The following is a 24,515-nucleotide window of genomic DNA, read 5'->3' as shown; positions in this document are numbered from 1 at the left end:
TTCGCTTGAGGTCAAGGCGCCTGGGGTGGGAAGGGCGTCAGGGGAGGCGGGGGAAGCGGGACTGGAGCGTCCAGATCGCCGGGTTGTCGGCGAGGCCCTCGTGCATGTCGGTGAGGTCGGCGATGAGGTCGTGGAGGAAGTCGCGCGCCTCGCGGCGCAGGACGGCGTGGCCGAACGTCAGCGGGGGTTCGTCCCCCGGCATCCAGTCGGCCTCGATGTCCACCCAGCCGAAGCGGCGCTCGAAGAGCATGCGGTCGGTCGATTCGGTGAAGTCCAGCTCGGCGTACTGCGGCTGGGCCGCCCGGCTGCCGCGGGGGTCGCGGTCGAGTCGCTCGACGATGTCGCACAGCGCCCACGCGAAGTCGAGCACCGGTACCCATCCCCAGGCCGTGGACACCTCCCGGTCGGCCTCGGTGTCGGCGACGTACACGTCGCCGCAGAACAGGTCGTGGCGCAGCGCGTGGACGTCCGCGTGGCGGTAGTCCGTCTGCGGCGGGTCGGGGAAGCGGCGGGAGAGGGAGTAGCCGATGTCGAGCACGTACTCGATGGTGTCACGGCCCGGGCGGGTGCTCGCACGGGTGCGTGGGCGGCGGCCGGGCGGCCGGATGGGGTGCTGCCGGGGCGGGGGGTGTCGGCCGGGCGTCCGGATGGGGCGGTGCGGGGGACACCGGCCGGGCGGGGTGCGGCCGGTGCGGGGGTGGCGGCCGGGTCAGGGCAGCAGTCGCCGTTCCTTCGCTACGGCCACCGCGCCGGCGCGGGTGTCGACGCCGAGCTTGGCGTAGACGCGGCCGAGGTGGGTCTTGACGGTGGCCTCGCTGATGAACAGGGCGCGGGCGATCTCCCGGTTGCCGAGCCCGCGTGCGAGCTGGCCGAGGATGTCCCGCTCCCGGTCGGTGAGGGACGGTGCGGCGGCGGCGGAGGCGGCGCGGCGGGCGACCGGGGCGGAGAGGGCGGTGCGGCCGGCGGCGGCCGCGTGGATGGCGGCGAAGAGTTCTTCGGGGCGTTCGGCCTTCAGCAGGTAGCCGGTGGCGCCCGCGCCGATCGCCCGGGTGACGTCGGCGTCGGTGTCGTACGTGGTGAGGACCAGGACGCGGACGTCGGGGGAGGCGATGCGGCGGGTGGCCTCCACGCCGTCGATGCCGGGTCCGAGCTGGAGGTCCATCAGGACGACGTCGGGCGTGAGCTTGGCGGCCATGGCGACGGCCTCCTCACCGCTGCCCGCCTCGCCGACGACCTCGATGCCGGGGGCGCTGGCGAGCAGGGCGAGCAGCCCGGCGCGTACGACGGCGTGGTCGTCGCACAGCAGGATGCGGACGGTGCTCATCGCGGGCCCTCCAGGGGGATCGACACGGACAGGACGGTGCCCTCGCCGGGGGCGGACTCGACGGTGAGGGTGCCGCCGAGCTGTGCGGCGCGGGCCCGGATCGCGGGCAGGCCGTGGCCCCGGTCGCCGGGCGGGGGCGGCGCGCCGGGGTCGAAGCCGCGCCCGTCGTCGGCGACGTCGAGCACCACCTGGTCGTCCAGGTAGGTGAGGGTCAGCCCGGCGGACGTGGCGCCCGCGTGCTCGGCGACGTTGGCCAGGGCGCCCTGGGCGATCCGCAGCAGCGCCGCGCCCACCCGGTCCGGCAGGGGCACGGGCGGGCCGTCGATACGGAAGGCGACCGGGAGGCGTGCCGACTCGCGGGCGGCCAGGGCCCGCAGCGCCTCCTCCGGGCCGCCGCCACCGGCGAGGTCGGCGGGCGCCAGGTCGTGCACGAACCGGCGGGCCTCGGCCAGGCTGCGTTCGGCGATCGAGGCGGCGGTACGGACGTGGCGGCGGGCGGCGGCCGGGTCGGCGTCCCAGGTGCGGTCGGCGGCCTGGAGCAGCATGCGCTGGCTGGACAGGCCCTGGGTGAGGCTGTCGTGGATCTCCATCGACAGCCGCTGCCGTTCCGCGAGGGTGCCTTCGCGGCGCTCGGTGGCGGCCAGCCGTTCCGCCTGCCGCTGGGCGTGCACGAACACGGCGGTGGCGATGGCGGCGACGGCGGGCGGGGCGACCACCAGATTCGGGTCGAGGGCGCCGTCCGCGAGCTGGAGCTGGGCGGCCACGACGAACACCGTCAGCAGGGCGACCAGCACGAGCGCGGCGCGCGGCGGCAGGGTCCGCAGCCCGGTGTAGAACAGCGGGACCGCGCACCAGGCGAAGCTGGGCGCCAGCACCACGAGCACCATCCAGACGGCGACGACCGCGCACAGCCAGGCCAGCCGGCGCGGTACGGGCAGGACGTACAGCACCGCCAGCGCCGCCGACAGCGCCACCACCCAGGGGCCGAGGTCCAGCCACGGGTGGCGGAGCAGGAACCTGGCCAGGGAGGCGCCCAGCAGGGCGAAGAACGCGGCGTGCATCACCCGGTCCGTCCAGCGGGCGTCGGGGTCGTGCTCCACGTCCACCACTCCTCGTACGACTGTGTGACGCACCCATCCTCACTCGCGCGGAACGGTCCGGCATCAGCCGATCGGCTGACCCGCGGCTCCCGGTTCCGGCCCCAGCATCGAAGGCATGACGAACCCGAAGCACCCCCGATCCTCGAAGAAGCCGTCGCTGCGCTCCCGCCTGCTGACCGGCGCGGCCGTGGCCGCCGCGCTCGGCGCCGGCACCTTCGGCGCGATGTCCGCGAGCGCCGCCGAGCCGGACCCGGCGCCCGCCGCCGGGCCCGCCGCCGCGGCCGCCGCCCATCCGCGCGACCTGGCCCAGTCCACGCACCTGACGATCGACGCCGCCACCCGGGCCGCGCAGGCGGCGCTGGACGCCGCCGAGCGCGAGAACCAGCGGGTCACGGTCGCCGTGGTCGACCGCGACGGCAACACGGTCGTCACCCTCCGCGGCGACGGGGCCGGCCCGCAGTCCTACGAGTCGGCCGTCCGCAAGGCGTTCACCGCCGTGTCGTGGAACGCGCCGACGTCCGAGCTGGTCAAGCGTCTGGACACGGCCCCGAACCTGAAGGACATCCCCGGCACCCTGTTCCTCGCGGGCGGCGCCCCGGTCGCCGCCAAGGGCGCGCCGATCGCCGGTATCGGGGTCGCCGGTGCGCCGAGCGGGGCGCTGGACGAGGAGTTCGCCCGGGCGGGTGTGGCCGCGCTCACCCGCTGAACCGTTCATTCCGCCCATACGATCACGGAGTGGACCCGCACCCCCTCCGTCGCCGCCGCGCCCCGGCCGCCGCCGTCGCCCTGCTCCTCGCCCTCCCGCTCACCGGCTGCACGGCCGGCGGTGACGGCGACGGAGGCGGCGGCACCCGCGGCGGGGGGCGCGCCGCCCCGGGGGCGGCCGGGCTGCGCGACCCGTACTTCCCGCGGCTCGGCAACGGCGGCTACGACGTGCGCCACTACGCCCTGACGCTCGACTACGACCCGCGCACCGGCCGTCTCAGCGGCTCCGCCGACATCACCGCCCGCGCGACCCAGGCCCTCAGTGCCTTCAACGTCGACCTGACCGGGCTCACCGTCCAGGGCGCGCTCGTCGACGGCGAGGCCGCCGCCGTCAGCCGTTCCGGCACCGAGGTCACGGTGCGGCCCGGTGCCGCCGTGAAGGACGGCGCCACCTTCCGTACCGTCATCCGGTACTCGGGCGTGCCGGTCACGATCACCGACGCCGAGGGGGCCGAGGAGGGCTGGCTGCGGACCGCGGACGGGGCGGTGGCGCTGGGGGAGCCGACGGGCTCGACCGCCTGGTTCCCGGGCAACCACCACCCCTCCGACAAGGCCACGTACACCGTCGCGGTCACGGTCCCCGAGGGCCTGGAGGCCGTGTCCAACGGCGAGCTGACGGCCCGTACGTCCCGGGGCGGCCGCACCACCTTCACCTGGCGTTCCACCGAACCGATGGCGAGCTACCTGGCGACCCTGGCCATCGGCCGGTACCGGACCACGACCTCCCGTACCGGCTCCGGGCTCCCGGTCCACACCGCCGCCCGCGGCAACCCGGCCCTGCTGGGCGAGATCCCCGAGGTGCTGGAGTGGGAGACGGGGAAGTTCGGCCCCTACCCCTTCTCCTCCACCGGCGCGATCGTCGATCCGCTGGTCGACGTGCAGTACGCGCTGGAGACGCAGAACCGGCCGTTCTTCGACAAGAGCACCTTCGACCTGCCGACGCTGGTGCACGAGATGGCCCACCAGTGGTACGGCAACTCCGTGTCGCCGAAGTCGTGGCGGGACATGTGGCTGAACGAGAGCTTCGCGACGTACGCCGAGTGGCTGTACGCGGAGGACTTCGGCGGCACGCCCGTCCAGGAGAGCTTCGACGAGGCGTTCGCCGACGAGGAGAACTGGGCGTTCCCGCCCGCGAAGCCGCCGAAGGCCGAGGACCTGTCCGGGCCGCCGGTGTACGGCCGGGGCGCGATGGTGCTGCACAAGGTCCGTCAGGCGGTCGGCGACGACACCTTCTTCGCGATCCTGCGCGGCTGGCCGGCGAAGTACCGGCACGCCAACGCCTCGACGGAGGACTTCACGCGGTACGTGGAGGCGGAGTCGGGCAAGGACCTGCGCGGCCTGTGGGACACCTGGCTGTACGGCGAGGGCCGCCCTACAGGTCCTTCCGCATGACGACGCAGTCGCGGCCGAGCCGGTGGTCCTCGCGGCGGTCGATCTCCTCGTAGCCGAGGGCGGACCAGAAGGACAGGGCGTTGGGGTTGTTGTCGAGGACGGCGAGCCTGAGGCCCCGCCGGCCGGAGGCGCGGAACCGCTTCTCGACGATCTCGGCCAGCTCGCGGCCGAAGCCGGCGCGGTGGTCGCGGGCGTGGACCATCAGCAGCCCGATCCAGGGGTCGGGGTCGTCGGGGTCGGGGTGGTGGGCGCGGGTCACCGAGATGCCGATGACGTGGCCGGCCGAACGGGCCAGCAGCACCTCGGTGTCCGGGTGGGACAGTTCCTCGGCCAGGGAGGCGGCGACCTGCTCGGGCCGGATGTCGTCCGGGTCCGGGAAGTCCCCGCTGAGCTGCTGGAACTCCCGGTTCGAGGCGTACAGCTCGGTGAGTTCGGTGAGGAGCGGGCCGGGCAGGGCACCGCCCTCGCCGACCTCCAGCGGTTCGACGATCATGCGGAAAACAGTAGGGCCCCGGCGCGGACTTCGCCGCCGGGGCCGCCGGTGCTCAGCCGTGTCAGATGTTCACGCCGAAGTCGCGGGCGATGCCCTCCAGGCCGGAGGCGTAGCCCTGGCCGACGGCGCGGAACTTCCACTCGGCGCCGTTGCGGTACAGCTCGCCGAAGACCATGGCGGTCTCGGTGGCCGCGTCCTCGCTCAGGTCGTAGCGGGCGATCTCGGCGCCGCCGGCCTGGTTGATGATGCGGATGTAGGCGTTGCGGACCTGGCCGAAGTTCTGCGAGCGGGTGACAGCGTCGTAGATGGAGACCGGGAAGACGATCTTGTCGACGTCGGCGGGGAGGCCGGCCAGGTTGACGTTGATCTGCTCGTCGTCGCCGCCGCCCTCGCCGGTGCGGTTGTCACCGGTGTGGACGATGGTCTGGTCCGGGGTGGACTTGTTGTTGAAGAAGACGAAGTGCGCGTCGGAGGCGACCTTGCCGGCCGCGTCGACGCCGATGGCGGAGGCGTCCAGGTCGAAGTCGGTACCGGTGGTGGTGCGGACGTCCCAGCCGAGGCCCACAGTGACGGCGGTCAGGCCCGGCGCCTCCTTGGTCAGCGAGACGTTGCCGCCCTTGGACAGGCTTACAGCCATGGGAAGTCCCTTTCTTCGTACCTCGATGCCGGTCACAGCAGATAACGCGCCACGCGGCGGGCTGGTTCCAGGAACGGAAAACGGGGTGACGCGGACGCGTCCCGGCGGGGACCATGGGGGACATGTCCGGTCCTCATGTCATCCGCGGTTCGGTCTCCCTGCCGGAGGCCGAGCTGATGTGGCGTTTCTCCCGCTCCTCCGGGCCGGGCGGACAGCACGTCAACACCAGCGACTCCCAGGTGGAGCTGCGGTTCGACCTGGCGCGTACGGAGGCGCTGCCGCCGGTGTGGAAGCAGCGCGCGCTGGAGCGGCTGGCGTCCAGGCTGGTCGGCGGGGTGCTGACGGTGCGGGCGTCCGAGCACCGCTCGCAGTGGCGGAACCGGGAGACGGCGGCGGTGCGGATGGCGTCGCTGCTGGCGGAGGCGACGGCGCCGCCGCCGAGGGCGCGGCGGGCGACGAAGGTTCCTCGCGGGATCAATGAGCGGCGGCTGCGGGAGAAGAAGCAGCGGGGCGAGACCAAGCGCGGCCGCTCGTCCCGTGACTGGTCCTGACGCCCCCGTTCCGGCGGAACGATCGCCCGTGCCGGGGCCGGGCGCCGGCGGGGCGGTCAAGCGAGATGGCGGTAGTTGCCGCGGAAGTAGGTGAGCGGCGGGCCGTCCGGGCCCGGGAAGGCGACGGTGAGCACCCGGGCGATGACCAGCGTGTGGTCGCCCGCCTCGACGCGCTGTTCCGTGCGGCACTCCAGGGTCGCCAGCGCGCCGCCCACCAGGAGCGCCCCGCTGGCCTCCCCCCGGGTGGTGGGGAGGTCCGCGAACAGCAGCCGGTCGCTCACCCGGCCCTTCATCGCGAACCGCCCGGCGACCTGCCGCTGGCCCTCCGCGAGGACGGACACGCCCCACAGCGGCTGCTCGGCGAGCAGGTCGTCCATGCGGGAGCCGTCGCGGAGGCTGACCAGGACCAGTGGGGGGTCCAGCGACACCGAGAGGAAGGCGGTCGCGGTCATGCCGACGTCCTCGCCGCGCGGGCCCTCGTCGGGGTCGTGGGCCGTGACCAGCACCACACCGGCGGCCAGCCGGGACATCGCGGCACGGAACTCGTCGTTGCTCACCCCCTCAGCATGGGGGACGGCAGGGGCCTGGGCCCCGGTCTGGGTCTGGGTCTGGCTCGTCGGCAACACACCGGGAACGCTAACCCCGCCCTCCCGGCGTACGCATCGGACCGGGGAACCAGCCGGGAGGCCGGCAGTCCTAGGTCCTCGGGCCGTCGTGACCCCATACTGTGCGTTCACGCGGAGTTCGTCGGTCGGTTACCCGTAGTACGGCCCGTCGCCACGTCCAACATCATTCTTTGTGACTTGAGTCACAGAGCCAAGGTTTTGTTGACCCTGTGTACCTGGGGCACAGCTCGCTGTGATTCAGTGGCGGGGACAGTGCAACACGAGCGCCGATGAGAACCCTGGAGTTGCTGTCGAGGTCTCGGGGAGAGCGAGCAATGGAGACCGAGTCGGAGCCGTACGTCCGTCTTGCGACCCTGCGGCAGCTGCATCAGGTCGTCGCCAACCTCAACACGGCCCGCAGCCTGGCCGACACGTTGCAGACCGTCGCCGACGGCGTCATCGCCGGTCTCGGTTACGAGCTGGCCTGTGTGAACCTCGTCCGCCCCGACGGTGACCTCGTCGTCGCCGCCTTCGCCGGCAGCCCCGCCGCCGAGGCCCTGATCACCGGCCGGGTGGGGTCCCGGGAGTCGTGGGAGCGCCGCCTGGGCATGGGCGAGGCCTGGGGCGAGCTGCGCTTCATCCCGCACACCGAGGGCTGGGTGCTGATAGAGGACGACGTGCCGCAGTGGCACACCGACGGGCCGGAGCCCCGGTTCGAGGACGAGTGGCACCCCCGGGACCGCCTCTACGCACCGATGTACGCCTCCGGCAGCGGCCGTGAGCTCCTCGGCGTCATCTCCGTGGACCGGCCGCGCAACGGCCGCCGGCCCGGGCCGTGGGGCCAGGAGGCGCTCCAGATGTACGCCTCGCAGGCCGCCATCGCGATCAGCAACGCCCGGCTGCGCGCCAACATGCAGCGGGCCCTGGTGCGCCTGGAGCGCGAGCAGCAGGCGCTGCGCGCGAGCGAGGAGTCGTTCCGCCAGGCGTTCGAGTACGCCCCGTCCGGCATGGCGATCGCCGAGATGGGCGGTGACCAGCACGGCCGGCTGCTGCGGGCCAATGACGCGCTGTGCCGGCTGCTGGGCCGTCCCGCCTCGGTGATGCGCCGGTACTCGTTCGCCGATCTCGTCCACCCGGAGGACATCGGCACCCTGCTGCGGACCTCCGCCGAGGGCGGCCGGGCGGAGCTGCGGCTGGCCCGCCGGGACGGCACCTACGTGTGGGTGTCGCTGCGCAACTCGGTGGTGGCCGACACCGCCGACGGGCCGCGTTTCCTGCTGACGCACGTGGAGGACATCGAGGAGCGCAAGCGGCACGAGCTCCAGCTCGCCCACCGCGCCTCGCACGACGCGCTGACCGGCCTGCCGAACAGCGCGGAGCTGCGCGCCCGGCTCAGTGCCCGGCTGTGCGACCGCCCGCACGCGGTGCGGGCGACGGCCGGGACGCACGAGGTCGACGCCTACGAGAGCGGGGACTACGAGTACGGGGAGCACGCCTACCGGGGGGACGGCTTCGACTTCGCGGCCCGCGCGGAGGCCGGCGCGTACGACCACCATGTGCACGCCGTGGCCCCGCCCGCCGAGGTCGACGACGGGACGAAGGGCCTGGCGGTCCTCTTCTGCGACCTGGACGGGTTCAAGTCGATCAACGACCGGTTCGGGCACCACACGGGTGACGCCGTGCTCATCGAGGTGGCCCGGCGGCTGACCGCCGGGGTGCGGGACGGCGACACCGTCGCCCGGCTCGGGGGTGACGAGTTCGTGGTCCTGGCCGACGGGCTCGGCGCGGCCGACGCCGCCGACCTGGCCGTACGGCTGCGCAACGCGATCATTCCGCCGATCCGGGTGGACGGGCGCGCGGTGCGGGTGGGCGCCAGTTTCGGGATCGGCTGGGCGGAGTGCGGAATGTCCGTCGAAGAGGTGCTGAACTCCGCTGACCAGCGGATGTACATCGAGAAGCGCTCCCGGTCGAAGGTTCACCGCCGGGCGGGCTGAGCCGTTCGGGGTAGGCTCGCCGGGGTCGGTGACCGCTGGCGAGCACGGATGAGGAGTGACCAGGGATGGCTGCCGGGACTCACGGCAACGGCGCGGGCACGCCCGAGGACGACGATCCGTTCGGCTACCTGTACGCGGACGGACAGGCGGCGGGTGCGCAGGCGCCGCGGCAGGGCGGCGGCTACGGCTATCCGGGTCCGGCCGCGCAGCCGGGAGTGCCCAGGACGTCGTACAACCAGGTCAGGGCGGTCGGCGAGCGGCAGTACGGGCAGGCACCGCAGCAGCAGTACGCGCAGCAGTACGCCCAGCCCAGCGCCCCCTACGCGGCTCCGGAGACCTACCCGGGCGGCGGCGGTGACCGGACCCGTCCGGTGCCCCAGGCGCAGCCGGCGCAGCGCGGTGGCGGCCGCGGTGGCGGCCCGAACACCAAGGGCCTGCTGCTCGGTGCGGTCTCGGTGGTGCTGGTCGTGGTGATCGGCATCACCATCGCCGTGCTGACGAACAACGACGGTGACAAGGACCGCAAGGCCACCCCGTCGGCGCCGGCCACCCAGGTCCAGCAGACCCCGAGCCCGGACGCCTCCAAGGGCGGGGAGGACGAGAAGCCCGTCGAGCTGCCGAAGCAGGACGCGGCGACGCTCCAGCTCGGCGGTCCCGCCCGGCTGGGCAAGGACGTCAAGGGCGCGAAGGGCGCCGACGGCGCGTACGTCATGTTCAACGGTGTGGGCGGGTCCGCGAGCTGGACGGTCGACGTCCCCGAGGACGGCCCGTACACGCTGTTCCTGAGCTACAGCGTGCCGGGCAAGGACGCCGGCGCGACGCTGTCGGTCAACGGCGCGTCGCCGCGCGAGATCCGGATGAAGAACTTCGCGCACGCGGCGGAGGGCGACTGGGAGAAGGGCTGGACGTACACCTACTCCTACGCCGAGCTGAAGAAGGGCACGAACACGATGAAGATGTCGTGCGAGCCGGGGAACCAGTGCGAGGCGTACCTCGACCAGGTCTGGTTGCAGCAGGGTCACGTCAAGGGCTGATCACCGACAGGAAGTGCGCCACCGTCCCCGTCATCGCCTCGCGAGCGGGGGCGAGGTATTTCCGGGGGTCGACGACGCCGGGGTGGGCGGCCAGGTGGTCGCGGACGGCGCCGGTGAAGGCGGTGTTGAGGGCCGTACCGACGTTGATCTTGGTCATGCCGGCGGCGATCGCCGCGCGCAGCTCGTCGTCGGGGACGCCCGACGAGCCGTGCAGGACGAGCGGGACGGGGACGGCGTCGCGCAGCGCACTGATCAGGGCGTGGTCGAGGGCGGCGGTGCGTTCGGTCATGGCGTGGGTGGATCCGACCGCGACGGCGAGGGCGTCGACGCCGGTGTCGGCGATGTACGCGGCGGCCTCCGCCGGGTCGGTGCGGACGCCGGGGGTGTGGGCGTCCAGCGGCGGCTCGCCGTCCTTGCCGCCGACCCGGCCCAGCTCGGCCTCGACCCAGATGCCCCGCTCGTGACCCCAGCGGACGGCTTCGGCGGTGGCCTTGACGTTGTCGCCGTAGCCGAGCTTCGACGCGTCGACCATCACGGAGCTGAAGCCCTCGGTGTGGGCGGCGCGCAGCAGGTCGGGGGAGACGACGTGGTCCAGGTGGAGGCCGAGCGGGGCGGTGGAGGCGCGGGCGACGGCGGCGGTGGCGGCCGCGACGGCGGACAGGTCGCCGCCGTGGAACCGCACCGCGTTCTCGGAGATCTGGAGAACGGCGGGCCGCCCCACCCGTTCGGCCCCCCGCGCGATGGCCTCGGCGTGCTCCATCGTGATGACGTTGAACGCCGCGACGGCGCCGTCCACGGACCTGGCCCGGGCGATCAGTTCGCCGGTGGGGACGAGGGGCATGTGCAGTACCTCCACTAAGCGGCCGTGGCGTGCTCCGTCACCGTGATCCGGGTCAGCAGTTCCCGGTACGCGGCCGTCTCGAACTCGCCCGCCGCGGGTGCCAGCACCGTCGCCGCCGAGAGGGCGACCGCCCGGGCCAGCCGGTCCGGCCATGTCAGGCCCTCGACCAGGCCGGAGAGCAGGCCGGCCACCGCCGAGTCGCCCGCGCCGGTGGGGTTGCCCCGCACCGCCGAGGGCGGCGCCGCCTGCCAGATGCCGTCGGGCGTGACCGCGAGCAGTCCGTCCGGCCCCAGCGAGGCGACCACGGCGTGGGCGCCCCGGCGGCGGGCGTCCCGGGTGGCGCGCAGCGGCTCGCGGGCGCCGGTGAGCCGGGCGAGCTCGTCGGCGTTGGGCTTGACCAGGTCGGGGCGGGCGGCGATGCCCCGGCGCAGCGGTTCGCCGCCGGTGTCCAGCAGGACGGGTACGGACGCGGCGCGGGCGCGGCGCACCAGATCGGCGTAGGCGCCGACGTGGATGCCGGGCGGGAGGCTGCCGCACAGGGCGACGGCGTCGGCGTCCCGGAGGAGGTCGTCGTAGGTGGCGAGGAAGGCGGACCACTCGGCGGGGGTGAGGACCGGTCCCGGTTCGTTGAGCTGGGTGGTGTCGCCGGTCGACGCGTCCACGACGGCGACGGTGCGGCGGGTGGTGCCGGCGGCGGGGACGAGCGCGTCGCGCACGGGCAGCGGGGCGAGCAGGCCGCGCAGCACCTCGCCGGTGGGGCCGCCCGCGAAGCCGGTGACCACGGTGTCGTGGCCGAGGGCGGCGAGGACGCGGGCCACGTTGACGCCTTTGCCGCCGGGGCGTTCGGCGACGTCGGTGACGCGGTGGGTGGCGTGCGGGGTGAGGGCGTCCACCCGGTAGGTGATGTCGAGCGCGGTGTTGAGCGTGACCGTCAGGATCACCCGTAACACCCCCGAGAAGTACGGCGTGCTTCCGCCTGTGTGCGTGACGCTTCCGGGCCCTGATCATGCCAAACCGAAGGCGGTCGCGCCCAGTCCCCCGGCCCAACCGCCTTGCAGTCATTGGTTCAGCATTCAGCCCAGTCGGGGTTCAACCACCCATTCGCCCTTGCGCATGACACCCACCAGGGTGAATCCGGCGTCCAGGACCACCAGATCGGCGTCCTTGCCGGGCTCCAGGGAGCCGACCCTGTCGTACACGCCGAGCAGCTTCGCCGGGTTGGCGGAGACGGCGCGGACGATCGACTCCACGGGCAGGCCGTCGATGGTGGCGGCCCGCTTGAACGCGGTGTCGAGGGTGAGGGTGGAGCCGGCGATCGAGCCGCCCTCGACCAGCCGGGCGACGCCGTCGAGCACCTGGACCTCCAGCGGGCCCAGGTGGTAGGTCCCGTCCCCGAAGCCCGCCGCGTCCATCGCGTCCGTGATGAACGCGACCCGGCCGGGGCCCGCGTGATGGAACGCCAGCTCCAGGGCCGCGGGGTGCAGATGGGTGCCGTCGTTGATCAGCTCGACGGTGACCCGCTCGTCCTCCAGCAGCGCGGCGATCGGCCCGGGCGCGCGGTGGCCGAGCGCGGGCATGGCGTTGAACAGGTGGGTGGCGACGGTGGCGCCCGCGTCGATGGCCTCGACGGTCTGCTCGTACGTGGCGTCCGTGTGGCCGATCGCGGCGATGACGCCGTGTTCGGCCAGCAGCCGTACGGAGTCGATGCCGCCGGGCAGCTCGGTGGCGAGGGTGACCATCCGGGCGTGGCCGTGTGCCGCGTCGACCAGCTTGCGCACCTCGGCGGGGTCCGGGTCGCGCAGCAGGCCCTCGCTGTGGGCGCCCTTGCGGCAGGGCGAGATGAACGGCCCCTCGAAGTGGATGCCCGCGATGTCGCCCTGCTGGGCCAGCTCGGACAGCTCACCGGCGCGGTGCGCGAGGAAGTCCATGTCGCCGGTGACGGTCGAGGCGACGACGGTGGTCGTGCCGTGCAGCCGGTGCGTGTGGACGCCCCGGAGGACCTCCTCCATGGTGCCGGAGGTGAACGACGCGCCGCCGCCGCCGTGGTTGTGCATGTCGACGAAGCCGGGCACCACCCAGTGCCCGGTGAGGTCGAGGGCCGGGGCGTCCGCCGGGGCGTGTCCCGCGATCCGGCCGCCTTCGACGATCACCCGCCCGTTGTCCACGATCCCGGTCGGCAGCACCACGCGGGCGCCGGCGAGAACCTTGTGATCGGCCATCAGGCGGATACCTCCGAACTGGCGAGTAGGTCCCAGGCGAGCAGGCCCGCGCCCAGGCATCCGGCGGTGTCCCCGAGGGCCGCCGGCACGATGGCGGGGAGTTTCTGGAACGTGACGCGTTCCTCGACGGCCGCCCTGAGGGGTGTGAACAACGTTTCCCCCGCCTCGGCGAGACCGCCACCGATGATGAGCGTGCGGGGGTCCAGCAGGGTGAGCGCGGTGACCAGCCCGTCGGCGAGCGCGTCGACCGCCTCCCGCCACACCCGTACGGCCCGCTCGTCGCCCGACCGGACGGCCTTGGCGCAGTCCGCCGCGTCCGCCTCCGGGTCGCCGCTCGCCACCGCCCAGGCCCTCGACACGGCGGAGGCCGAGGCGAGCGTCTCCAGGCAGCCGCGCTGCCCACAGCCGCACGCGGGGCCGCCCGGGCGGACCACGATGTGGCCGATCTCGCCGGCGTACCCGTGCGCGCCCGCCTCGATGGCGCCGCCGATGCCGATCGCCCCGGCGATGCCGGTGCCCAGCGGCACGAACAGGAACCGGTCGGCGCCCCGGCCGGCGCCCACCCGGCCCTCGGCCAGCCCGCCGGTGCGCACGTCGTGCCCGAGGGCGACCGGCAGGCCGCCGAGCCGCTCCGCGAGGAGGGCGCGCAGCGGGACGTCGCGCCAGCCGAGGTTGGCGGCGTAGACCGCGAGGCCCCGGTCGGGGTCGACGATGCCGGGGACGGCGACACCGGCGGCGACGGCGGCCGTGCCGTACCGCTCGCGGCCGTGCGCGAGCAGCTCGGCGGCGAAGCCGAGGATGGACTCCACGACCGCGTCGGGGCCGCGCTCGCGGCCGGTCGCCCGGCGCGCCTCGTACAGCAGGGCCCCGTCGGCTCCGACCAGGGCGGCCTTCATCCCGGTGCCGCCCACATCGAGGGCGATGACGTGTCTCACGAGGGACAGTGTCGCTCGTGAACCCGTGAAAGGTCTAGTCCACTTCTCGGGATTGTTGCCGACGCATACAAAACGGGGCCGGGGGACGGGGTCATGCTCCGGGTGAGGACAGGATCACGCTCCGCGTCAGGTTGCGCGGCCGGTCCGGGTCGTACCCCTTCGCCTCCGCCACGGCCACCGCCAGCCGCTGCGCCCGGACCAGATCGGCCATCGGGTCGGCCGACGCGTGCGCGTACAGCGTCCCGCCCACCCTCGCCACGTCCCCCGCGAGCCCCTCCGGCGGGGTGCCGAACACCCAGGTCACCCGGCCGGGGCCGGTGACCGCGATCGGCCCGTGCCGGTACTCCATCGCGGGGTACGCCTCCGTCCACGCCCCCGCCGCCTCCCGCATCTTCAGCCCCGCCTCCAGCGCCAGCCCGTACGTCCAGCCCCGGCCCAGGAACGTCCACTGCTCGGCCTCCGCCACGGCCCGGGGCAGCGGCTCCGCCACCGCCGCCTCCGCGTCCACCGCCGCCTCCGCGACCGGCTTGACGCCCGGTACGTCGCCCAGCGCCGCGCGCAGGAACGCCAGCGCCGTCGTCGCGAACCGGGTCTGCACCACCGACTCCTCGTCCGCCCAGTCGAGCACCGCGACCACGTCCGCCGACTCCATCACCGGCGTCCTCGGGTCGGCCGTCAGCGCCAGCGTCGGCACCCCCCGCCCGCGCAGCGCCCCCAGCAGCTCCAGCACCTCCGTCGTCGTGCCCGAACGGGTGATCGCCACGACCCGGTCGTACGCGCGGGCCGACGGGAACTCCGAGGAGGCGAACGCGTCCGTCTCCCCCTGGCCGGCCGCCTCCCGCAGCGCCGCGTACGCGATGGCCATGAACCAGGACGTGCCGCACCCCGTCACCGCGACCCGCTCCCCGGGCCGCGGGAGGCCCTCCCCGAACGACGCGGCCGCCTCGGCGGCACGGCGCCAGGAGTCGGGCTGGGTGGCGATCTCTTCTGCGGTGCGTGACATGCGCGGAGGCTCCTACGGCTGCGAGTGGCTGCGGAGGGGACGGCCGGGTGTGGCGGACCGGGCGTTGTTGGCCAAGCGATACCCAGGTGGTGTAGACCTCATCCCCGCTGTGCGAAAATCACTGCTCGAACAGACGCAAAGGTGGGGAAAGAGTCGTGCAGCGCCGCTACACAGGACTGACCGCGGCGGTGGCCGCACTGGGCATGGCGGCGACGCTGGCCGGCTGCGGAGCCGGCGGCGGTGCCGAGGACGTCACGCTCAGGCTCGTCGCCGCCGACTACGGCAGCAACCAGGGCAACACGTCCGAGAAGTACTGGGACGAGGTCGCCCGCTCCTTCGAGAAGACGCACCCCGGCATCACGGTCGACGTCGACGTCATGTCCTGGAAGGACGTCGACCGCGAGGTCGCCGAGATGGTCCGTGCCGGCCGGGCGCCCGACCTCGCCCAGATCGGCGCGTACGCGGACTACGCCGCCGACGACCGGCTCTACAAGGCCGACGAACTCCTCCCCATCCCCACCCAGGCCAACTTCCTGCCCCTGCTCAGCCGGGCGGGCCAGGTCGACCGCAACCAGTACGGCATGCCGTTCGCCGCCAGCACCCGGCTGCTCTTCTACAACAAGGACCTCTTCGAGAAGGCCGGCGCCCAGCCCCCCAAGACCTGGGACGAGATCAGCGCCGCCGCCGGGAAGCTGAAGGCCAAGGGCGTGACGTACCCCTTCGCGCTGCCGCTCGGCGCCGAGGAGTCCCAGGCCGAGACCATGATGTGGATGCTCGCCGGCGGCGGTGGGTACCGCGACACCAGCAACATCTCGTACGACATCAACTCCAACCAGAACGTCGCCACGTTCACCTGGCTGAGGGACAACCTCGTCGCCAAGGGGCTGACCGGGCCCGTCGCCCCCGGCCGGTTCGACCGGCAGGAGGCCTTCGACGCCTTCGTCCGCGGCGACGTCGGCATGCTCAACGGCCACCCCACGCTGATGGACGCGGCGAAGCAGGCCGGCGTGGACGTCGGCATGGTGCCGCTGCCCAGCCCCGACGGCGAACCCCGGCCCTCGATGGGCGTGGCCGACTGGATGATGGCCTTCAAGCAGAACGGCCACCGCAAGGAGATCGGCGCGTTCCTGGAGTTCGTCTACCAGGACAAGAACGTGCTGGCCTTCTCCGACCGGTACGACATCCTCCCGGTCACCAGCACCGCCAGCGCCGCCATGCGCAACGACACCAAGCACAAGGACCTGTGGCCGTTCCTGGAGGAGCTGCCCACCTCCGAGCTCTACCCGGTGGGCAGCACGTCCTGGGCCAAGGTGAGCGAGAGCGTCAAGAAGAACATCGGCAAGGCCGTCGCGCCCGGCGGCGACCCGGACGCCGTGCTGTCGCAGATAGCACGGGACGCCAAGGACGCGGAGGCGGCCGAGTAACTATGTTGCTCATATGACCGCTTCTCCTCGTCCGGCGGGCCCGGACCTGACCGACCGGGACCGCGCCGTCCTCGCCGTCGAACGGCGCTCGTGGCCCGGCCCCGGTGCCAAGGAGCGCGCGATACGCGAGCAGCTCGGCCTGTCGCCCACCCGCTACTACCAGCTCCTCAACGCGCTCCTCGACGACCCGCGCGCCCTCGCGCACGACCCCGTCACCGTCAACCGGCTGCGCCGGCTGCGGGCGTCGCGGGAGGCGCGGCGGTAGGTGTGGGCGGCCGGGGCCCTGGATAGGTTCGGTGCATGGGCACCCCACCGGAATCCTTGCCGCGTCCCGTCACGCCCGCCGGCCGTGAGGGCCTCGACGCGTTCCTGGCCGACCCCCGGCGGGCCGTCGTCGCGCTCGACTTCGACGGCACCCTCGCCGACATCGTCGACGACCCCGAGCAGGCCCGCGCCCACCCCGGCGCCGTGCCCGCCATCGCCGCGCTCGCCCCGCGGGTCGCGTCCGTCGCGGTCATCACAGGCCGCCCGGCCGGAGTCGCGGTGCGCCACGGAGGCTTCGCCGGAGTGCCCGGCCTGGAGCGCCTGGTCGTCCTCGGCCACTACGGCGCCGAACGGTGGGACGCCGTCACCGGCACCGTCCGGGCCGCCCCCGAGCACCCGGGCGTCGCGGCCGTCCGCGCCGAGCTGCCCGGCTTCCTCGACCGGGCGGGCGCGTGGCGCGGCACGTGGATCGAGGAGAAGGGCCGGGCGCTGGCCGTCCACACCCGGCGCGCGGACGACCCCCAGGCCGCCTTCGACGCGCTGCACGCCCCGCTCGCCGACCTCGCCACCCGGCACGGCCTCGTCCTCGAACCCGGCCGCCTGGTCCTGGAACTGCGCCCCCCGGGCGTCGACAAGGGCGTGGCGCTGACGGAGTACGTCCGCGAGACCGGCGCGCGGACCGTCCTGTACGCGGGCGACGACCTGGGCGACCTGCCCGCCTTCGCGGCGGTGGAGAAGCTCCGCTCGGACGGCCTGGCGGGACTGCTGGTGTGCAGCGGCAGCGACGAGGTCACCGAAGTCGCCCAGCGCGCCGACCTCCTCCTCCCCGGCCCCTCGGGCGTCGCCCGCTTCCTCCAGGCCCTGGCGGCGGCCGTCTGACCCCTCCGGCGGGGCGGCCGTGCCCGCGGGGCGGCGCCCCGCCGGAGGGGTCAGAGGGAGCGGAGGGCGGTGAGCTGGTCGAGGAACCAGCGGGAGGGGGGGAGGGACGTGGCGGCGGCGGCCAGGCGCTTGGTGCGGTCGGCGCGCTCGGTGAGGGGCATGGAGAGGGCCTCGTGGAGGGCGTCCGCGGTGCCGACCACGTCGAACGGGTTCACCGTGATCGCGTCGTCGCCCAGCTCCTCGTGCGCGCCCGCCTCGCGGGACAGGACCAGGGCGCAGCCCGCGTCGGAGACGACGGGGACCTCCTTGGCGACCAGGTTCATGCCGTCCCGGATCGGGTTGACCAGGGCCACGTCGGCCAGCCGGTACGCGGCCAGCGAGCGGGCGAAGTCGTCCTCGACGTGCAGGATCACCGGGGTCCAGCCGTCGCGGCCGTACTCCGCGTTGATCTCGTCCGCGAGGCGGGTGACCTCGGCGGTGTACTCGCGGTAGACGGCCAGGTCCTGGCGGGAGGGGTACGCGAAGGCGAGGTGGACGACCCGCTCGTGCCACTCGGGCCGCTCGGCGAGCAGGTGCCGGTAGGCGAGGAGGCCGCGGACGATGTTCTTGGACAGTTCGGTGCGGTCGACGCGCACGACGGTCCGGCGGTCGGGGCCGATCTGCTCGCGCAGGGCCGCCATCCGGTCCTCGACGTCCGGGCGGCGGGACCGCTCGCGGAGGAAGTCGGCGTCCGCGCCGAGGCCGTGCACGCCCAGGTGTGTCTGGTGTGGCGTGCCGTGCGCCGAGTGGCGCACGCTCGGCGACTGGTCCTTGGGCCACTGCGTCGTCACGTCCATGTCCTTGAGGGCGGACGCGCAGCAGTCCTGGAAGGCCTGGAGCCAGCGCCAGGTCAGGAAGCCCAGCCGGTCGGCGCCGAGCATGCCGAGGAGGAGTTCCTCCGCGATGTCGTCGGGCAGCATGGCGAAGTACTCGGGAGGGGCCCAGGGGGTGTGCGAGAAGTGGCCGATCCGCAGGTCGGGGCGCAGCTCGCGGAGCATGCCGGGGACCAGGGCCAGGTGGTAGTCCTGGACGATCACGACGGCGTCGTCGGCCGCCTCCACGGCGAGGGCCTCGGCGAAGGCGCGGTTGTAGAGGCGGTAGGACGCCCACTGGCGGCGCAGCTCCGCGTCGAAGACCGGCTCCAGCGGGGTCTGGTACAGCATGTGGTTGACGAACCACAGCACGGAGTTGGCGATGCCGTTGTAGGCGTCGGCGTGCACGGCCGCGTCGATGTCCAGCATCTTCACGCCCGGCTCGACCGCGGCGCCCCGGCGCACGGCCTGCCGGTCGCCGTCGCTCAGGGCCGCGCACACCCAGAGCGCGCCCGCGTCGGGCCCGATCGCGGACAGTCCCGACACCAGTCCGCCGCCGCCGCGCCGGGTGTCGAAGGTCCCGTCCTCCCGTGGCACGTAGCTGACCGGACCGCGGTTCGAGGCGACAAGAATCTGGGCTGCCATGGAGACGAACCTAGCCCGTAGCCCAAACACTCAAACGTATGGCGCTCACGCCACGCGGCGGCGCCGTGCGTACTCGGCCACCTCGATCATCGGGGGCCGTTCCTCGGTGTCGACGTCGTGCGTGCGCGGGACGAAGCCGTCCTCCCCGCGGTCGAACTGGGTCAGCCGCGGCCGGACCAGGTGCCCGCGCGACAGCCGTAGCTGGGCCGTGCGGTAGATCGCCGCCGCCATCCGGCCCAGCGCCCGTTCGTCCTGGTGCCGGTGCTTGCGGACGCCCACGTCCACCTGGGCGAGGGCGTCGAGGCCCACGGTGTGCAGGGCGTCGACCAGCAGGCCGAGTTCGACCCCGTACCCGACGGGGAAGGGCAGCCGTTCCAGGAGCGAGCGGCGGGCCGCGTACTCCCCGCCCAGGGGCTGGACGAAGCCGGCGAGCTGCGGCCAGTGGAGGTTCAGCAGCGGCCGGGCCACCAGCTCGGTCACCCGCCCGCCCTGGCCGGGCGTGCCGGCCAGGGGCCGGTCGTACATGGCCTTGACCAGGTGGACGGTGGGGTCGGTGAGGAGCGGGCCGACGATGCCGCTGACGAAATCGGCCGAGAAGTCGCGCAGGTCGGCGTCGACGAAGCAGACGACGTCACCGGTGGTGGCGAGGAGGGAGCGCCACAGGACCTCGCCCTTGCCGGGGAGGGCGGGTATGCGGGGGAGTATCGCGTCCCGGTGCACCACGCGCGCGCCCGCGGTGGCGGCCACCTCGGAGGTGCGGTCGGTGGAGCCGGAGTCGATCACCAGGAGTTCGTCGACGAGGGGGACGGCGGGTGACATGAGGTCGCGGCGGATGGTGGCGACGATGTCGCCGACCGTCGCCTCCTCGTTCAGCGCCGGCAGGACGACGCTGACGGTCGTGCCGTGCTTGGCCGCGAGCAGCCGGTCGAGCGGCCGGTCGGCCACGGACCAGGACCGCCGTTCCAGCCAGCGCTCCACCTCTTCCAGCACGTGATCTCCATCTCGCGTTTCGGACGACCATCTCGGGCGTCGGGGGGTTCGGTTACAGTCTTGAACAACGCGGATGACCGTCGCATGTCGGGTCCCCACGTTGGTGAACACGCACCACACAATCGAATACCGCTCATCCAGAGGGGCAGAGGGACACGGCCCGTTGAAGCCCCGGCAACCCTCCAGTCGGCACTCGTCAGCTCTTGCGCGAGGCCCCGGCTAGGGAAGGTGCCAAATCCGTCTCATGGCGAAGTGCGCCATGAGGAAGATGAGGAGAAAGGGCCTCGCCTCCATGGCTGTACAGACTGTCGCCACCGCCAAGAACGTCGACCTCGGGCCTGCTTCCGCCCTCTCCTGTCGCGAATGCGGCGAGCGCTTCCCGCTCGGCCCGGTTTTCGCCTGTGAGCTGTGTTTCGGGCCGCTGGAGATCGCCTACGACCTGCCGGTGGGTGACCCGGAAGCCCTGCGCAAGCGGATCGAGGCCGGTCCCGCCAACATCTGGCGGTACGCCCCTCTCCTGCCCGTGCCGTCCGACGTGGCGGACAAGCCGAACCTGAACCCCGGCTGGACCAAGCTCGTCCGGGCGGACAACCTGGGGCGCGAGCTGGGCGTCGAGCCGGGCAAGCTGTTCGTGAAGGACGACTCCGGCAACCCGACGCACTCCTTCAAGGACCGGGTCGTCGCCCAGGCGCTGGAGGCCGCCCGTGCCTTCGGCTTCACCACGCTGTCGTGCTCCTCCACGGGGAACCTGGCGGGTGCCGTGGGCGCCGCGGCGGCGCGGGCCGGGTTCCGCTCGTGCGTGTTCATCCCGCACGACCTGGAGCAGGGCAAGGTCGTCATGGCCGCCGTGTACGGCGGTGAGCTGGTCGGCATCGAGGGCAATTACGACGACGTCAACCGCTTCTGCTCCGAGCTCATCGGCGACCCGCTGGGCGAGGGCTGGGGCTTCGTGAACGTGAACCTGCGGCCGTACTACGCGGAGGGTTCCAAGACCCTGGCGTACGAGATCTGCGAGCAGCTCGGGTGGGAGCTGCCGGACCAGCTCGTCATCCCGATCGCGTCCGGCTCCCAGCTCACGAAGATCGACAAGGGGCTCCGGGAGCTCGTCGAGCTCGGTCTGGTCGCGGACAAGCCGTACAGGATCTTCGGTGCGCAGGCGGAGGGCTGCTCCCCGGTGTCGGCGGCCTTCAAGGCCGGTCATGACGTCGTGCGGCCCCAGAAGCCGAACACGATCGCGAAGTCGCTGGCCATCGGCAACCCGGCGGACGGCCCGTACGTGCTGGACATCGCCCGCCGCACGGGTGGCGCGGTGGAGGACGTGAACGACGAGCAGATCGTCGACGCGATCAAGCTGCTGGCGCGCACGGAGGGCATCTTCGCCGAGACGGCGGGCGGGGTGACCGTGGGCGTGACGAGGAAGCTGATCGAGGCGGGCGTGCTGGACCCGTCGCTCACCACGGTCGTGCTCAACACGGGCGACGGCCTGAAGACCCTCGACGCGGTGGCGCCGACCACCGGCCCGACCGCCACCATCCGCCCGAGCCTGGACGCCTTCCGCGCCGCCGGCCTGGCCTGACCGACTGAGAGGCAGCACCACGACATGAGCGTCAACGTCCGCATCCCCACCATCCTCCGTACGTACACGGGCGGCCAGGCCGAGGTCCCGGCGGAGGGCGCGACCCTCTCCGAGGTCATCGAGTCGCTGGAGAAGAACCACCCGGGCATCGCCGCGCGTGTCCTGGACGACCAGGGCAAGCTCCGCCGCTTCGTGAACGTGTACGTCAACGACGACGACGTGCGCTTCGAGGACGGTCTGGCCACCGCCACGCCCGACGGTGCCGGCGTGTCGATCATCCCGGCCGTCGCGGGCGGCTGCTGACGTACGCAGCGTGACGGACATTGCCCCCTCCGCGAGAGAAAGCGGAGGGGGCAATTCTGCATGGTTGAGCGCGGTAGAGTTGGGGAAGTCCCCGCCACCGCCTGTGCCGCACGCATATGAGAAGGTGCGCGGTCGCGACAAGATGCAGTCAATGTGAGCCCGAGAGTTGCGCCATTTGCGCGCTTTGCCCGGCCCGACTTGCCCGGGATTTTGGCTACTTCAGCCCCCTTTTCCGTTCACGCGTGCTCGGATTTCTCGTCCGATTGACCTGTTGCAGACGGCAGTTGGGCAGATACATTCAGCGGCGGTCGACGCGTTCCGGCGCACGCCTCCACCTGTCAGGGGGGCGAGGTCTGACCCGGGTCCGCGAAGTGCGGTCCTGTGCAAGGGCCAGTAATAGGGGAGTTAGGCATGGCTCAGGGCACCGTCAAGTGGTTCAACGCGGAGAAGGGGTACGGCTTCATCGCGGTCGACGGTGGTGCGGATGTTTTCGTCCACTACAGCGCGATCCAGATGGACGGCTACCGCACCCTTGAAGAAGGTCAGCGGGTCGAGTTCGAGATCTCGCAGGGCCAGAAGGGTCCGCAGGCGGACATGGTCAAGCTCGCCGCCGGCTGAGAGCCGCGTCGCGATCGACCGACCATCGACTGTCGACATCGCAAGTCTCGTCAGTACCGCACGTCAAGAGCCGAGGGGCTCGCGTTCCAGGGGACGCGAGCCCCTCGGCGTTCGTCCGGGCCCGTGGCATTCGCCCGGGCCCCTCGGTGTTTCTCCGGGCCGGCCGGGACGCGCCGCGCCCCCGGGCGGAGGCCCCCGAGGGGGTTCTCTCCGCGAGAGGCGCTTGCACTCGCAGGGGTCGAGTGCTAATCATTGGCGTTAGCACTCTGAAGGTGAGAGTGACAACGAAGGACCGGGTCGGTGAGGTCCGCAGGCCGGTGGGGCAAGGAACCACCTCAGGCAGGCAGACCGTCCGTCGCGGGCGCCAGCGCGGTCCGGAGCATCCACCCCAGTCCGGGAGGACCACTTCACATGGCCAAGATCATCGCGTTCGACGAGGAGGCACGGCGCGGCCTCGAGCGCGGCATGAACCAGCTCGCCGACGCCGTCAAGGTGACCCTGGGCCCCAAGGGTCGCAACGTCGTCCTCGAGAAGAAGTGGGGCGCCCCCACGATCACCAACGATGGTGTCTCCATCGCCAAGGAGATCGAGCTCGAGGACCCGTACGAGAAGATCGGCGCCGAGCTGGTCAAGGAAGTCGCCAAGAAGACGGACGACGTCGCCGGTGACGGTACGACCACCGCGACCGTCCTCGCCCAGGCGCTCGTCCGCGAGGGTCTGCGCAACGTCGCCGCCGGCGCCAACCCGATGGCCCTGAAGCGCGGCATCGAGACCGCCGTCGAGGCCGTCTCCGGCGCGCTGCTCGAGCAGGCGAAGGATGTCGAGACCAAGGAGCAGATCGCTTCCACGGCCTCCATCTCCGCCGCCGACACCCAGATCGGCGAGCTCATCGCCGAGGCCATGGACAAGGTCGGCAAGGAAGGCGTCATCACCGTCGAGGAGTCCCAGACCTTCGGTCTGGAGCTGGAGCTCACCGAGGGTATGCGCTTCGACAAGGGCTACATCTCGGCGTACTTCGCCACCGACATGGAGCGTATGGAGGCGTCGCTCGACGACCCGTACATCCTGATCGTCAACTCGAAGATCTCCTCGGTGAAGGACCTGCTCCCGCTGCTGGAGAAGGTCATGCAGTCCGGCAAGCCGCTGCTGATCATCGCCGAGGACGTCGAGGGCGAGGCCCTGTCGACCCTGGTCGTCAACAAGATCCGCGGCACCTTCAAGTCCGTCGCCGTCAAGGCCCCGGGCTTCGGCGACCGCCGCAAGGCCATGCTGAACGACATCGCCATCCTCACCGGTGGCCAGGTCATCTCCGAGGAGGTCGGCCTCAAGCTCGAGAACGCCGGCCTGGACCTGCTGGGCCGCGCCCGCAAGGTCGTCATCACCAAGGACGAGACCACCATCGTCGACGGTGCCGGTGACAGCGACCAGGTCGCGGGCCGCGTCAACCAGATCCGTGCCGAGATCGAGAACTCGGACTCGGACTACGACCGCGAGAAGCTCCAGGAGCGTCTGGCGAAGCTGGCCGGCGGCGTGGCCGTCATCAAGGCCGGTGCCGCCACCGAGGTCGAGCTCAAGGAGCGCAAGCACCGCATCGAGGACGCGGTGCGCAACGCCAAGGCCGCCGTCGAGGAGGGCATCGTCGCCGGTGGTGGCGTGGCCCTGCTCCAGGCCTCCTCGGTCTTCGAGAAGCTCGAGCTCGAGGGCGACGAGGCGACCGGCGCGAACATCGTTCGCCTGGCGCTGGAGGCCCCGCTGAAGCAGATCGCCGTCAACGGTGGTCTCGAGGGCGGCGTCATCGTCGAGAAGGTGCGCAACCTGCCCGTCGGCCACGGCCTGAACGCCGCGACCGGCGAGTACGTCGACATGATCGCCGAGGGCATCATCGACCCCGCCAAGGTGACCCGTTCCGCTCTGCAGAACGCGGCCTCCATCGCGGCGCTGTTCCTCACCACCGAGGCCGTCATCGCCGACAAGCCGGAGAAGGCCGCGGCCGGTGCTCCGGGCGGCATGCCGGGCGGTGACATGGACTTCTGATCCTCGCGGATCGGACACAGTCCTTTCGTTCCGAGGGC

25 protein-coding genes and 1 riboswitch are annotated in these 24,515 nt (G+C 72.6%); of the genes, 12 read left to right on the top strand and 13 right to left on the bottom strand.

Annotation, left to right across the window (positions count from 1 at the left end; translation table 11 throughout):
• Nucleotides 1–37: 37 nt before the first annotated feature.
• The 3 genes from ACZ7LK_RS21800 to ACZ7LK_RS21790 all read right to left on the bottom strand — a co-directional run bounded on the left by ACZ7LK_RS21800 (nt 38) and on the right by ACZ7LK_RS21790 (nt 2,385).
• A complete protein-coding gene (locus ACZ7LK_RS21800; protein ID WP_392274968.1) occupies nt 38–538 on the bottom strand; it encodes a hypothetical protein in 501 nt (166 codons plus the stop codon).
• A 171-nt stretch (nt 539–709) separates the two neighbouring features.
• The gene (locus tag ACZ7LK_RS21795) at nt 710–1,324 is read right to left on the bottom strand and encodes a response regulator (protein ID WP_469461068.1); all 615 of its coding nucleotides are present in this window, start codon (nt 1,322–1,324) and stop codon (nt 710–712) included.
• The gene (locus ACZ7LK_RS21790; RefSeq protein ID WP_471142873.1) at nt 1,321–2,385 is read right to left on the bottom strand and encodes a sensor histidine kinase; all 1,065 of its coding nucleotides are present in this window, start codon (nt 2,383–2,385) and stop codon (nt 1,321–1,323) included. The genes ACZ7LK_RS21795 and ACZ7LK_RS21790 overlap by 4 nt, the downstream gene beginning before the upstream one ends.
• A gap of 154 nt (nt 2,386–2,539) precedes the next feature.
• Here ACZ7LK_RS21790 and ACZ7LK_RS21785 point away from each other — a divergent pair, with 154 nt between their 5' ends.
• Nucleotides 2,540–3,130: a GlcG/HbpS family heme-binding protein gene (locus ACZ7LK_RS21785; protein WP_392274970.1), complete on the top strand. Its 591-nt coding sequence runs from the start codon at nt 2,540–2,542 to the stop codon at nt 3,128–3,130.
• 29 nt (nt 3,131–3,159) lie between these two features.
• Nucleotides 3,160–4,581 carry a M1 family metallopeptidase gene (locus ACZ7LK_RS21780; RefSeq protein WP_471142728.1) on the top strand — a complete coding sequence of 474 codons (1,422 nt, stop codon included), beginning with the start codon at nt 3,160–3,162 and terminating at the stop codon, nt 4,579–4,581.
• Here the strand turns inward: ACZ7LK_RS21780 and ACZ7LK_RS21775 are convergent.
• Nucleotides 4,562–5,074, bottom strand: coding sequence for a GNAT family N-acetyltransferase (locus ACZ7LK_RS21775; RefSeq protein WP_392274972.1), 513 nt, complete (start codon nt 5,072–5,074; stop codon nt 4,562–4,564). The genes ACZ7LK_RS21780 and ACZ7LK_RS21775 overlap by 20 nt on opposite strands.
• A gap of 61 nt (nt 5,075–5,135) precedes the next feature.
• The gene (locus ACZ7LK_RS21770; RefSeq protein ID WP_392274973.1) at nt 5,136–5,711 is read right to left on the bottom strand and encodes a TerD family protein; all 576 of its coding nucleotides are present in this window, start codon (nt 5,709–5,711) and stop codon (nt 5,136–5,138) included.
• A gap of 122 nt (nt 5,712–5,833) precedes the next feature.
• On the opposite strand from ACZ7LK_RS21770, the gene arfB reads away from it, so the two are divergent.
• Nucleotides 5,834–6,262 (top strand): alternative ribosome rescue aminoacyl-tRNA hydrolase ArfB, encoded by a 429-nt coding sequence (arfB, locus tag ACZ7LK_RS21765; protein ID WP_469461074.1) that lies wholly within the window; start codon nt 5,834–5,836, stop codon nt 6,260–6,262.
• Between the two features lie 56 nt (nt 6,263–6,318).
• Here the strand turns inward: arfB and ACZ7LK_RS21760 are convergent, their stop codons facing one another.
• Nucleotides 6,319–6,792, bottom strand: coding sequence for a flavin reductase family protein (locus ACZ7LK_RS21760; RefSeq protein WP_392275300.1), 474 nt, complete (start codon nt 6,790–6,792; stop codon nt 6,319–6,321).
• A 410-nt stretch (nt 6,793–7,202) separates the two neighbouring features.
• Here ACZ7LK_RS21760 and cdgB point away from each other — a divergent pair, with 410 nt between their 5' ends.
• Nucleotides 7,203–8,861 (top strand): diguanylate cyclase CdgB, encoded by a 1,659-nt coding sequence (gene cdgB, locus ACZ7LK_RS21755; protein WP_392274975.1) that lies wholly within the window; start codon nt 7,203–7,205, stop codon nt 8,859–8,861.
• Between the two features lie 65 nt (nt 8,862–8,926).
• Nucleotides 8,927–9,895, top strand: a complete 969-nt coding sequence (locus tag ACZ7LK_RS21750; RefSeq protein ID WP_392274976.1) for a carbohydrate-binding protein — start codon at nt 8,927–8,929, stop codon at nt 9,893–9,895.
• Here the strand turns inward: ACZ7LK_RS21750 and ACZ7LK_RS21745 are convergent.
• From ACZ7LK_RS21745 to ACZ7LK_RS21725, 5 genes are all read right to left on the bottom strand, one after another.
• Nucleotides 9,885–10,736, bottom strand: a complete 852-nt coding sequence (locus tag ACZ7LK_RS21745; RefSeq protein ID WP_392274977.1) for a class II fructose-bisphosphate aldolase — start codon at nt 10,734–10,736, stop codon at nt 9,885–9,887. The genes ACZ7LK_RS21750 and ACZ7LK_RS21745 overlap by 11 nt on opposite strands.
• A gap of 14 nt (nt 10,737–10,750) precedes the next feature.
• Nucleotides 10,751–11,677: a 1-phosphofructokinase family hexose kinase gene (locus ACZ7LK_RS21740; protein WP_392274978.1), complete on the bottom strand. Its 927-nt coding sequence runs from the start codon at nt 11,675–11,677 to the stop codon at nt 10,751–10,753.
• 132 nt (nt 11,678–11,809) lie between these two features.
• Nucleotides 11,810–12,955, bottom strand: a complete 1,146-nt coding sequence (gene nagA, locus ACZ7LK_RS21735) for an N-acetylglucosamine-6-phosphate deacetylase (RefSeq protein WP_469461083.1) — start codon at nt 12,953–12,955, stop codon at nt 11,810–11,812.
• Entirely contained in the window at nt 12,955–13,890 is a 936-nt protein-coding gene (locus ACZ7LK_RS21730; RefSeq protein ID WP_392274980.1) for an ROK family protein, read from the bottom strand. Before ACZ7LK_RS21730 ends, nagA begins: the two co-directional genes overlap by 1 nt.
• 91 nt (nt 13,891–13,981) lie before the next feature.
• The gene (locus ACZ7LK_RS21725; protein ID WP_392274981.1) at nt 13,982–14,893 is read right to left on the bottom strand and encodes an SIS domain-containing protein; all 912 of its coding nucleotides are present in this window, start codon (nt 14,891–14,893) and stop codon (nt 13,982–13,984) included.
• 155 nt (nt 14,894–15,048) lie between these two features.
• On the opposite strand from ACZ7LK_RS21725, the gene ACZ7LK_RS21720 reads away from it, so the two are divergent.
• Genes ACZ7LK_RS21720 through otsB form a run of 3 tightly spaced genes read left to right on the top strand, consistent with a single transcriptional unit; the run spans nt 15,049 to nt 17,460 of the window.
• Nucleotides 15,049–16,317: an extracellular solute-binding protein gene (locus ACZ7LK_RS21720; protein WP_469461086.1), complete on the top strand. Its 1,269-nt coding sequence runs from the start codon at nt 15,049–15,051 to the stop codon at nt 16,315–16,317.
• Nucleotides 16,318–16,330: 13 nt separating this feature from the next.
• Nucleotides 16,331–16,582, top strand: a complete 252-nt coding sequence (locus ACZ7LK_RS21715) for a DUF3263 domain-containing protein (protein WP_392274982.1) — start codon at nt 16,331–16,333, stop codon at nt 16,580–16,582.
• Nucleotides 16,583–16,617: 35 nt separating this feature from the next.
• Nucleotides 16,618–17,460, top strand: coding sequence for a trehalose-phosphatase (gene otsB, locus ACZ7LK_RS21710; protein ID WP_392274983.1), 843 nt, complete (start codon nt 16,618–16,620; stop codon nt 17,458–17,460).
• A 50-nt stretch (nt 17,461–17,510) separates the two neighbouring features.
• On the opposite strand, the gene ACZ7LK_RS21705 is transcribed toward otsB, so the two are convergent.
• Together ACZ7LK_RS21705 and ACZ7LK_RS21700 are read right to left on the bottom strand one after the other, a co-directional pair.
• Complete coding sequence (locus tag ACZ7LK_RS21705) at nt 17,511–18,956, bottom strand: alpha,alpha-trehalose-phosphate synthase (UDP-forming) (protein WP_392274984.1); 1,446 nt, start codon at nt 18,954–18,956, stop codon at nt 17,511–17,513.
• A gap of 45 nt (nt 18,957–19,001) precedes the next feature.
• Nucleotides 19,002–19,946, bottom strand: coding sequence for a glucosyl-3-phosphoglycerate synthase (locus tag ACZ7LK_RS21700; protein WP_471142717.1), 945 nt, complete (start codon nt 19,944–19,946; stop codon nt 19,002–19,004).
• 130 nt (nt 19,947–20,076) lie between these two features.
• Nucleotides 20,077–20,221, top strand: a riboswitch (SAM riboswitch).
• Between ACZ7LK_RS21700 and thrC the strand changes: the two genes are divergently transcribed.
• The 4 genes from thrC (at nt 20,206) to groL (ending at nt 24,477) form a co-directional block, all read left to right on the top strand.
• Nucleotides 20,206–21,522, top strand: a complete 1,317-nt coding sequence (gene thrC / locus ACZ7LK_RS21695; RefSeq protein ID WP_471142715.1) for a threonine synthase — start codon at nt 20,206–20,208, stop codon at nt 21,520–21,522. (Overlaps the previous riboswitch by 16 nt.)
• A gap of 24 nt (nt 21,523–21,546) precedes the next feature.
• Nucleotides 21,547–21,825, top strand: a complete 279-nt coding sequence (locus tag ACZ7LK_RS21690; RefSeq protein WP_156693656.1) for a ubiquitin-like small modifier protein 1 — start codon at nt 21,547–21,549, stop codon at nt 21,823–21,825.
• A gap of 411 nt (nt 21,826–22,236) precedes the next feature.
• The gene (locus ACZ7LK_RS21685) at nt 22,237–22,443 is read left to right on the top strand and encodes a cold-shock protein (protein WP_008743607.1); all 207 of its coding nucleotides are present in this window, start codon (nt 22,237–22,239) and stop codon (nt 22,441–22,443) included.
• 411 nt (nt 22,444–22,854) lie between these two features.
• Nucleotides 22,855–24,477: a chaperonin GroEL gene (gene groL / locus ACZ7LK_RS21680; RefSeq protein ID WP_392274987.1), complete on the top strand. Its 1,623-nt coding sequence runs from the start codon at nt 22,855–22,857 to the stop codon at nt 24,475–24,477.
• The last annotated feature ends 38 nt before the right edge of the window (nt 24,478–24,515 follow it).

The sequence above is a fragment of the Streptomyces sp. NPDC039423 genome (assembly GCF_055598725.1).
Note: the sequence above shows the minus strand (reverse complement) of the source record. Positions and strands in the feature narration are given on the sequence as shown.

Bases quoted from the DNA above. Each gene is read 5' to 3' on its own strand.
- ACZ7LK_RS21790 (WP_471142873.1), bottom strand. From the start codon at position 2,385: ATGCACGCCGCGTTCTTCGCCCTGCTGGGCGCCTCCCTGGCCAGGTTC.
- otsB (WP_392274983.1), top strand. From the start codon at position 16,618: ATGGGCACCCCACCGGAATCCTTGCCGCGTCCCGTCACGCCCGCCGGC.
- ACZ7LK_RS21775 (WP_392274972.1), bottom strand. From the start codon at position 5,074: ATGATCGTCGAACCGCTGGAGGTCGGCGAGGGCGGTGCCCTGCCCGGC.
- ACZ7LK_RS21770 (WP_392274973.1), bottom strand. From the start codon at position 5,711: ATGGCTGTAAGCCTGTCCAAGGGCGGCAACGTCTCGCTGACCAAGGAG.
- cdgB (WP_392274975.1), top strand. From the start codon at position 7,203: ATGGAGACCGAGTCGGAGCCGTACGTCCGTCTTGCGACCCTGCGGCAG.
- ACZ7LK_RS21795 (WP_469461068.1), bottom strand. From the start codon at position 1,324: ATGAGCACCGTCCGCATCCTGCTGTGCGACGACCACGCCGTCGTACGC.
- ACZ7LK_RS21685 (WP_008743607.1), top strand. From the start codon at position 22,237: ATGGCTCAGGGCACCGTCAAGTGGTTCAACGCGGAGAAGGGGTACGGC.
- ACZ7LK_RS21785 (WP_392274970.1), top strand. From the start codon at position 2,540: ATGACGAACCCGAAGCACCCCCGATCCTCGAAGAAGCCGTCGCTGCGC.
- ACZ7LK_RS21705 (WP_392274984.1), bottom strand. From the start codon at position 18,956: ATGGCAGCCCAGATTCTTGTCGCCTCGAACCGCGGTCCGGTCAGCTAC.
- ACZ7LK_RS21690 (WP_156693656.1), top strand. From the start codon at position 21,547: ATGAGCGTCAACGTCCGCATCCCCACCATCCTCCGTACGTACACGGGC.
- ACZ7LK_RS21750 (WP_392274976.1), top strand. From the start codon at position 8,927: ATGGCTGCCGGGACTCACGGCAACGGCGCGGGCACGCCCGAGGACGAC.
- thrC (WP_471142715.1), top strand. From the start codon at position 20,206: ATGAGGAAGATGAGGAGAAAGGGCCTCGCCTCCATGGCTGTACAGACT.
- arfB (WP_469461074.1), top strand. From the start codon at position 5,834: ATGTCCGGTCCTCATGTCATCCGCGGTTCGGTCTCCCTGCCGGAGGCC.
- groL (WP_392274987.1), top strand. From the start codon at position 22,855: ATGGCCAAGATCATCGCGTTCGACGAGGAGGCACGGCGCGGCCTCGAG.
- ACZ7LK_RS21715 (WP_392274982.1), top strand. From the start codon at position 16,331: ATGACCGCTTCTCCTCGTCCGGCGGGCCCGGACCTGACCGACCGGGAC.
- ACZ7LK_RS21725 (WP_392274981.1), bottom strand. From the start codon at position 14,893: ATGTCACGCACCGCAGAAGAGATCGCCACCCAGCCCGACTCCTGGCGC.
- ACZ7LK_RS21760 (WP_392275300.1), bottom strand. From the start codon at position 6,792: ATGTCCCGGCTGGCCGCCGGTGTGGTGCTGGTCACGGCCCACGACCCC.
- nagA (WP_469461083.1), bottom strand. From the start codon at position 12,955: ATGGCCGATCACAAGGTTCTCGCCGGCGCCCGCGTGGTGCTGCCGACC.
- ACZ7LK_RS21745 (WP_392274977.1), bottom strand. From the start codon at position 10,736: ATGCCCCTCGTCCCCACCGGCGAACTGATCGCCCGGGCCAGGTCCGTG.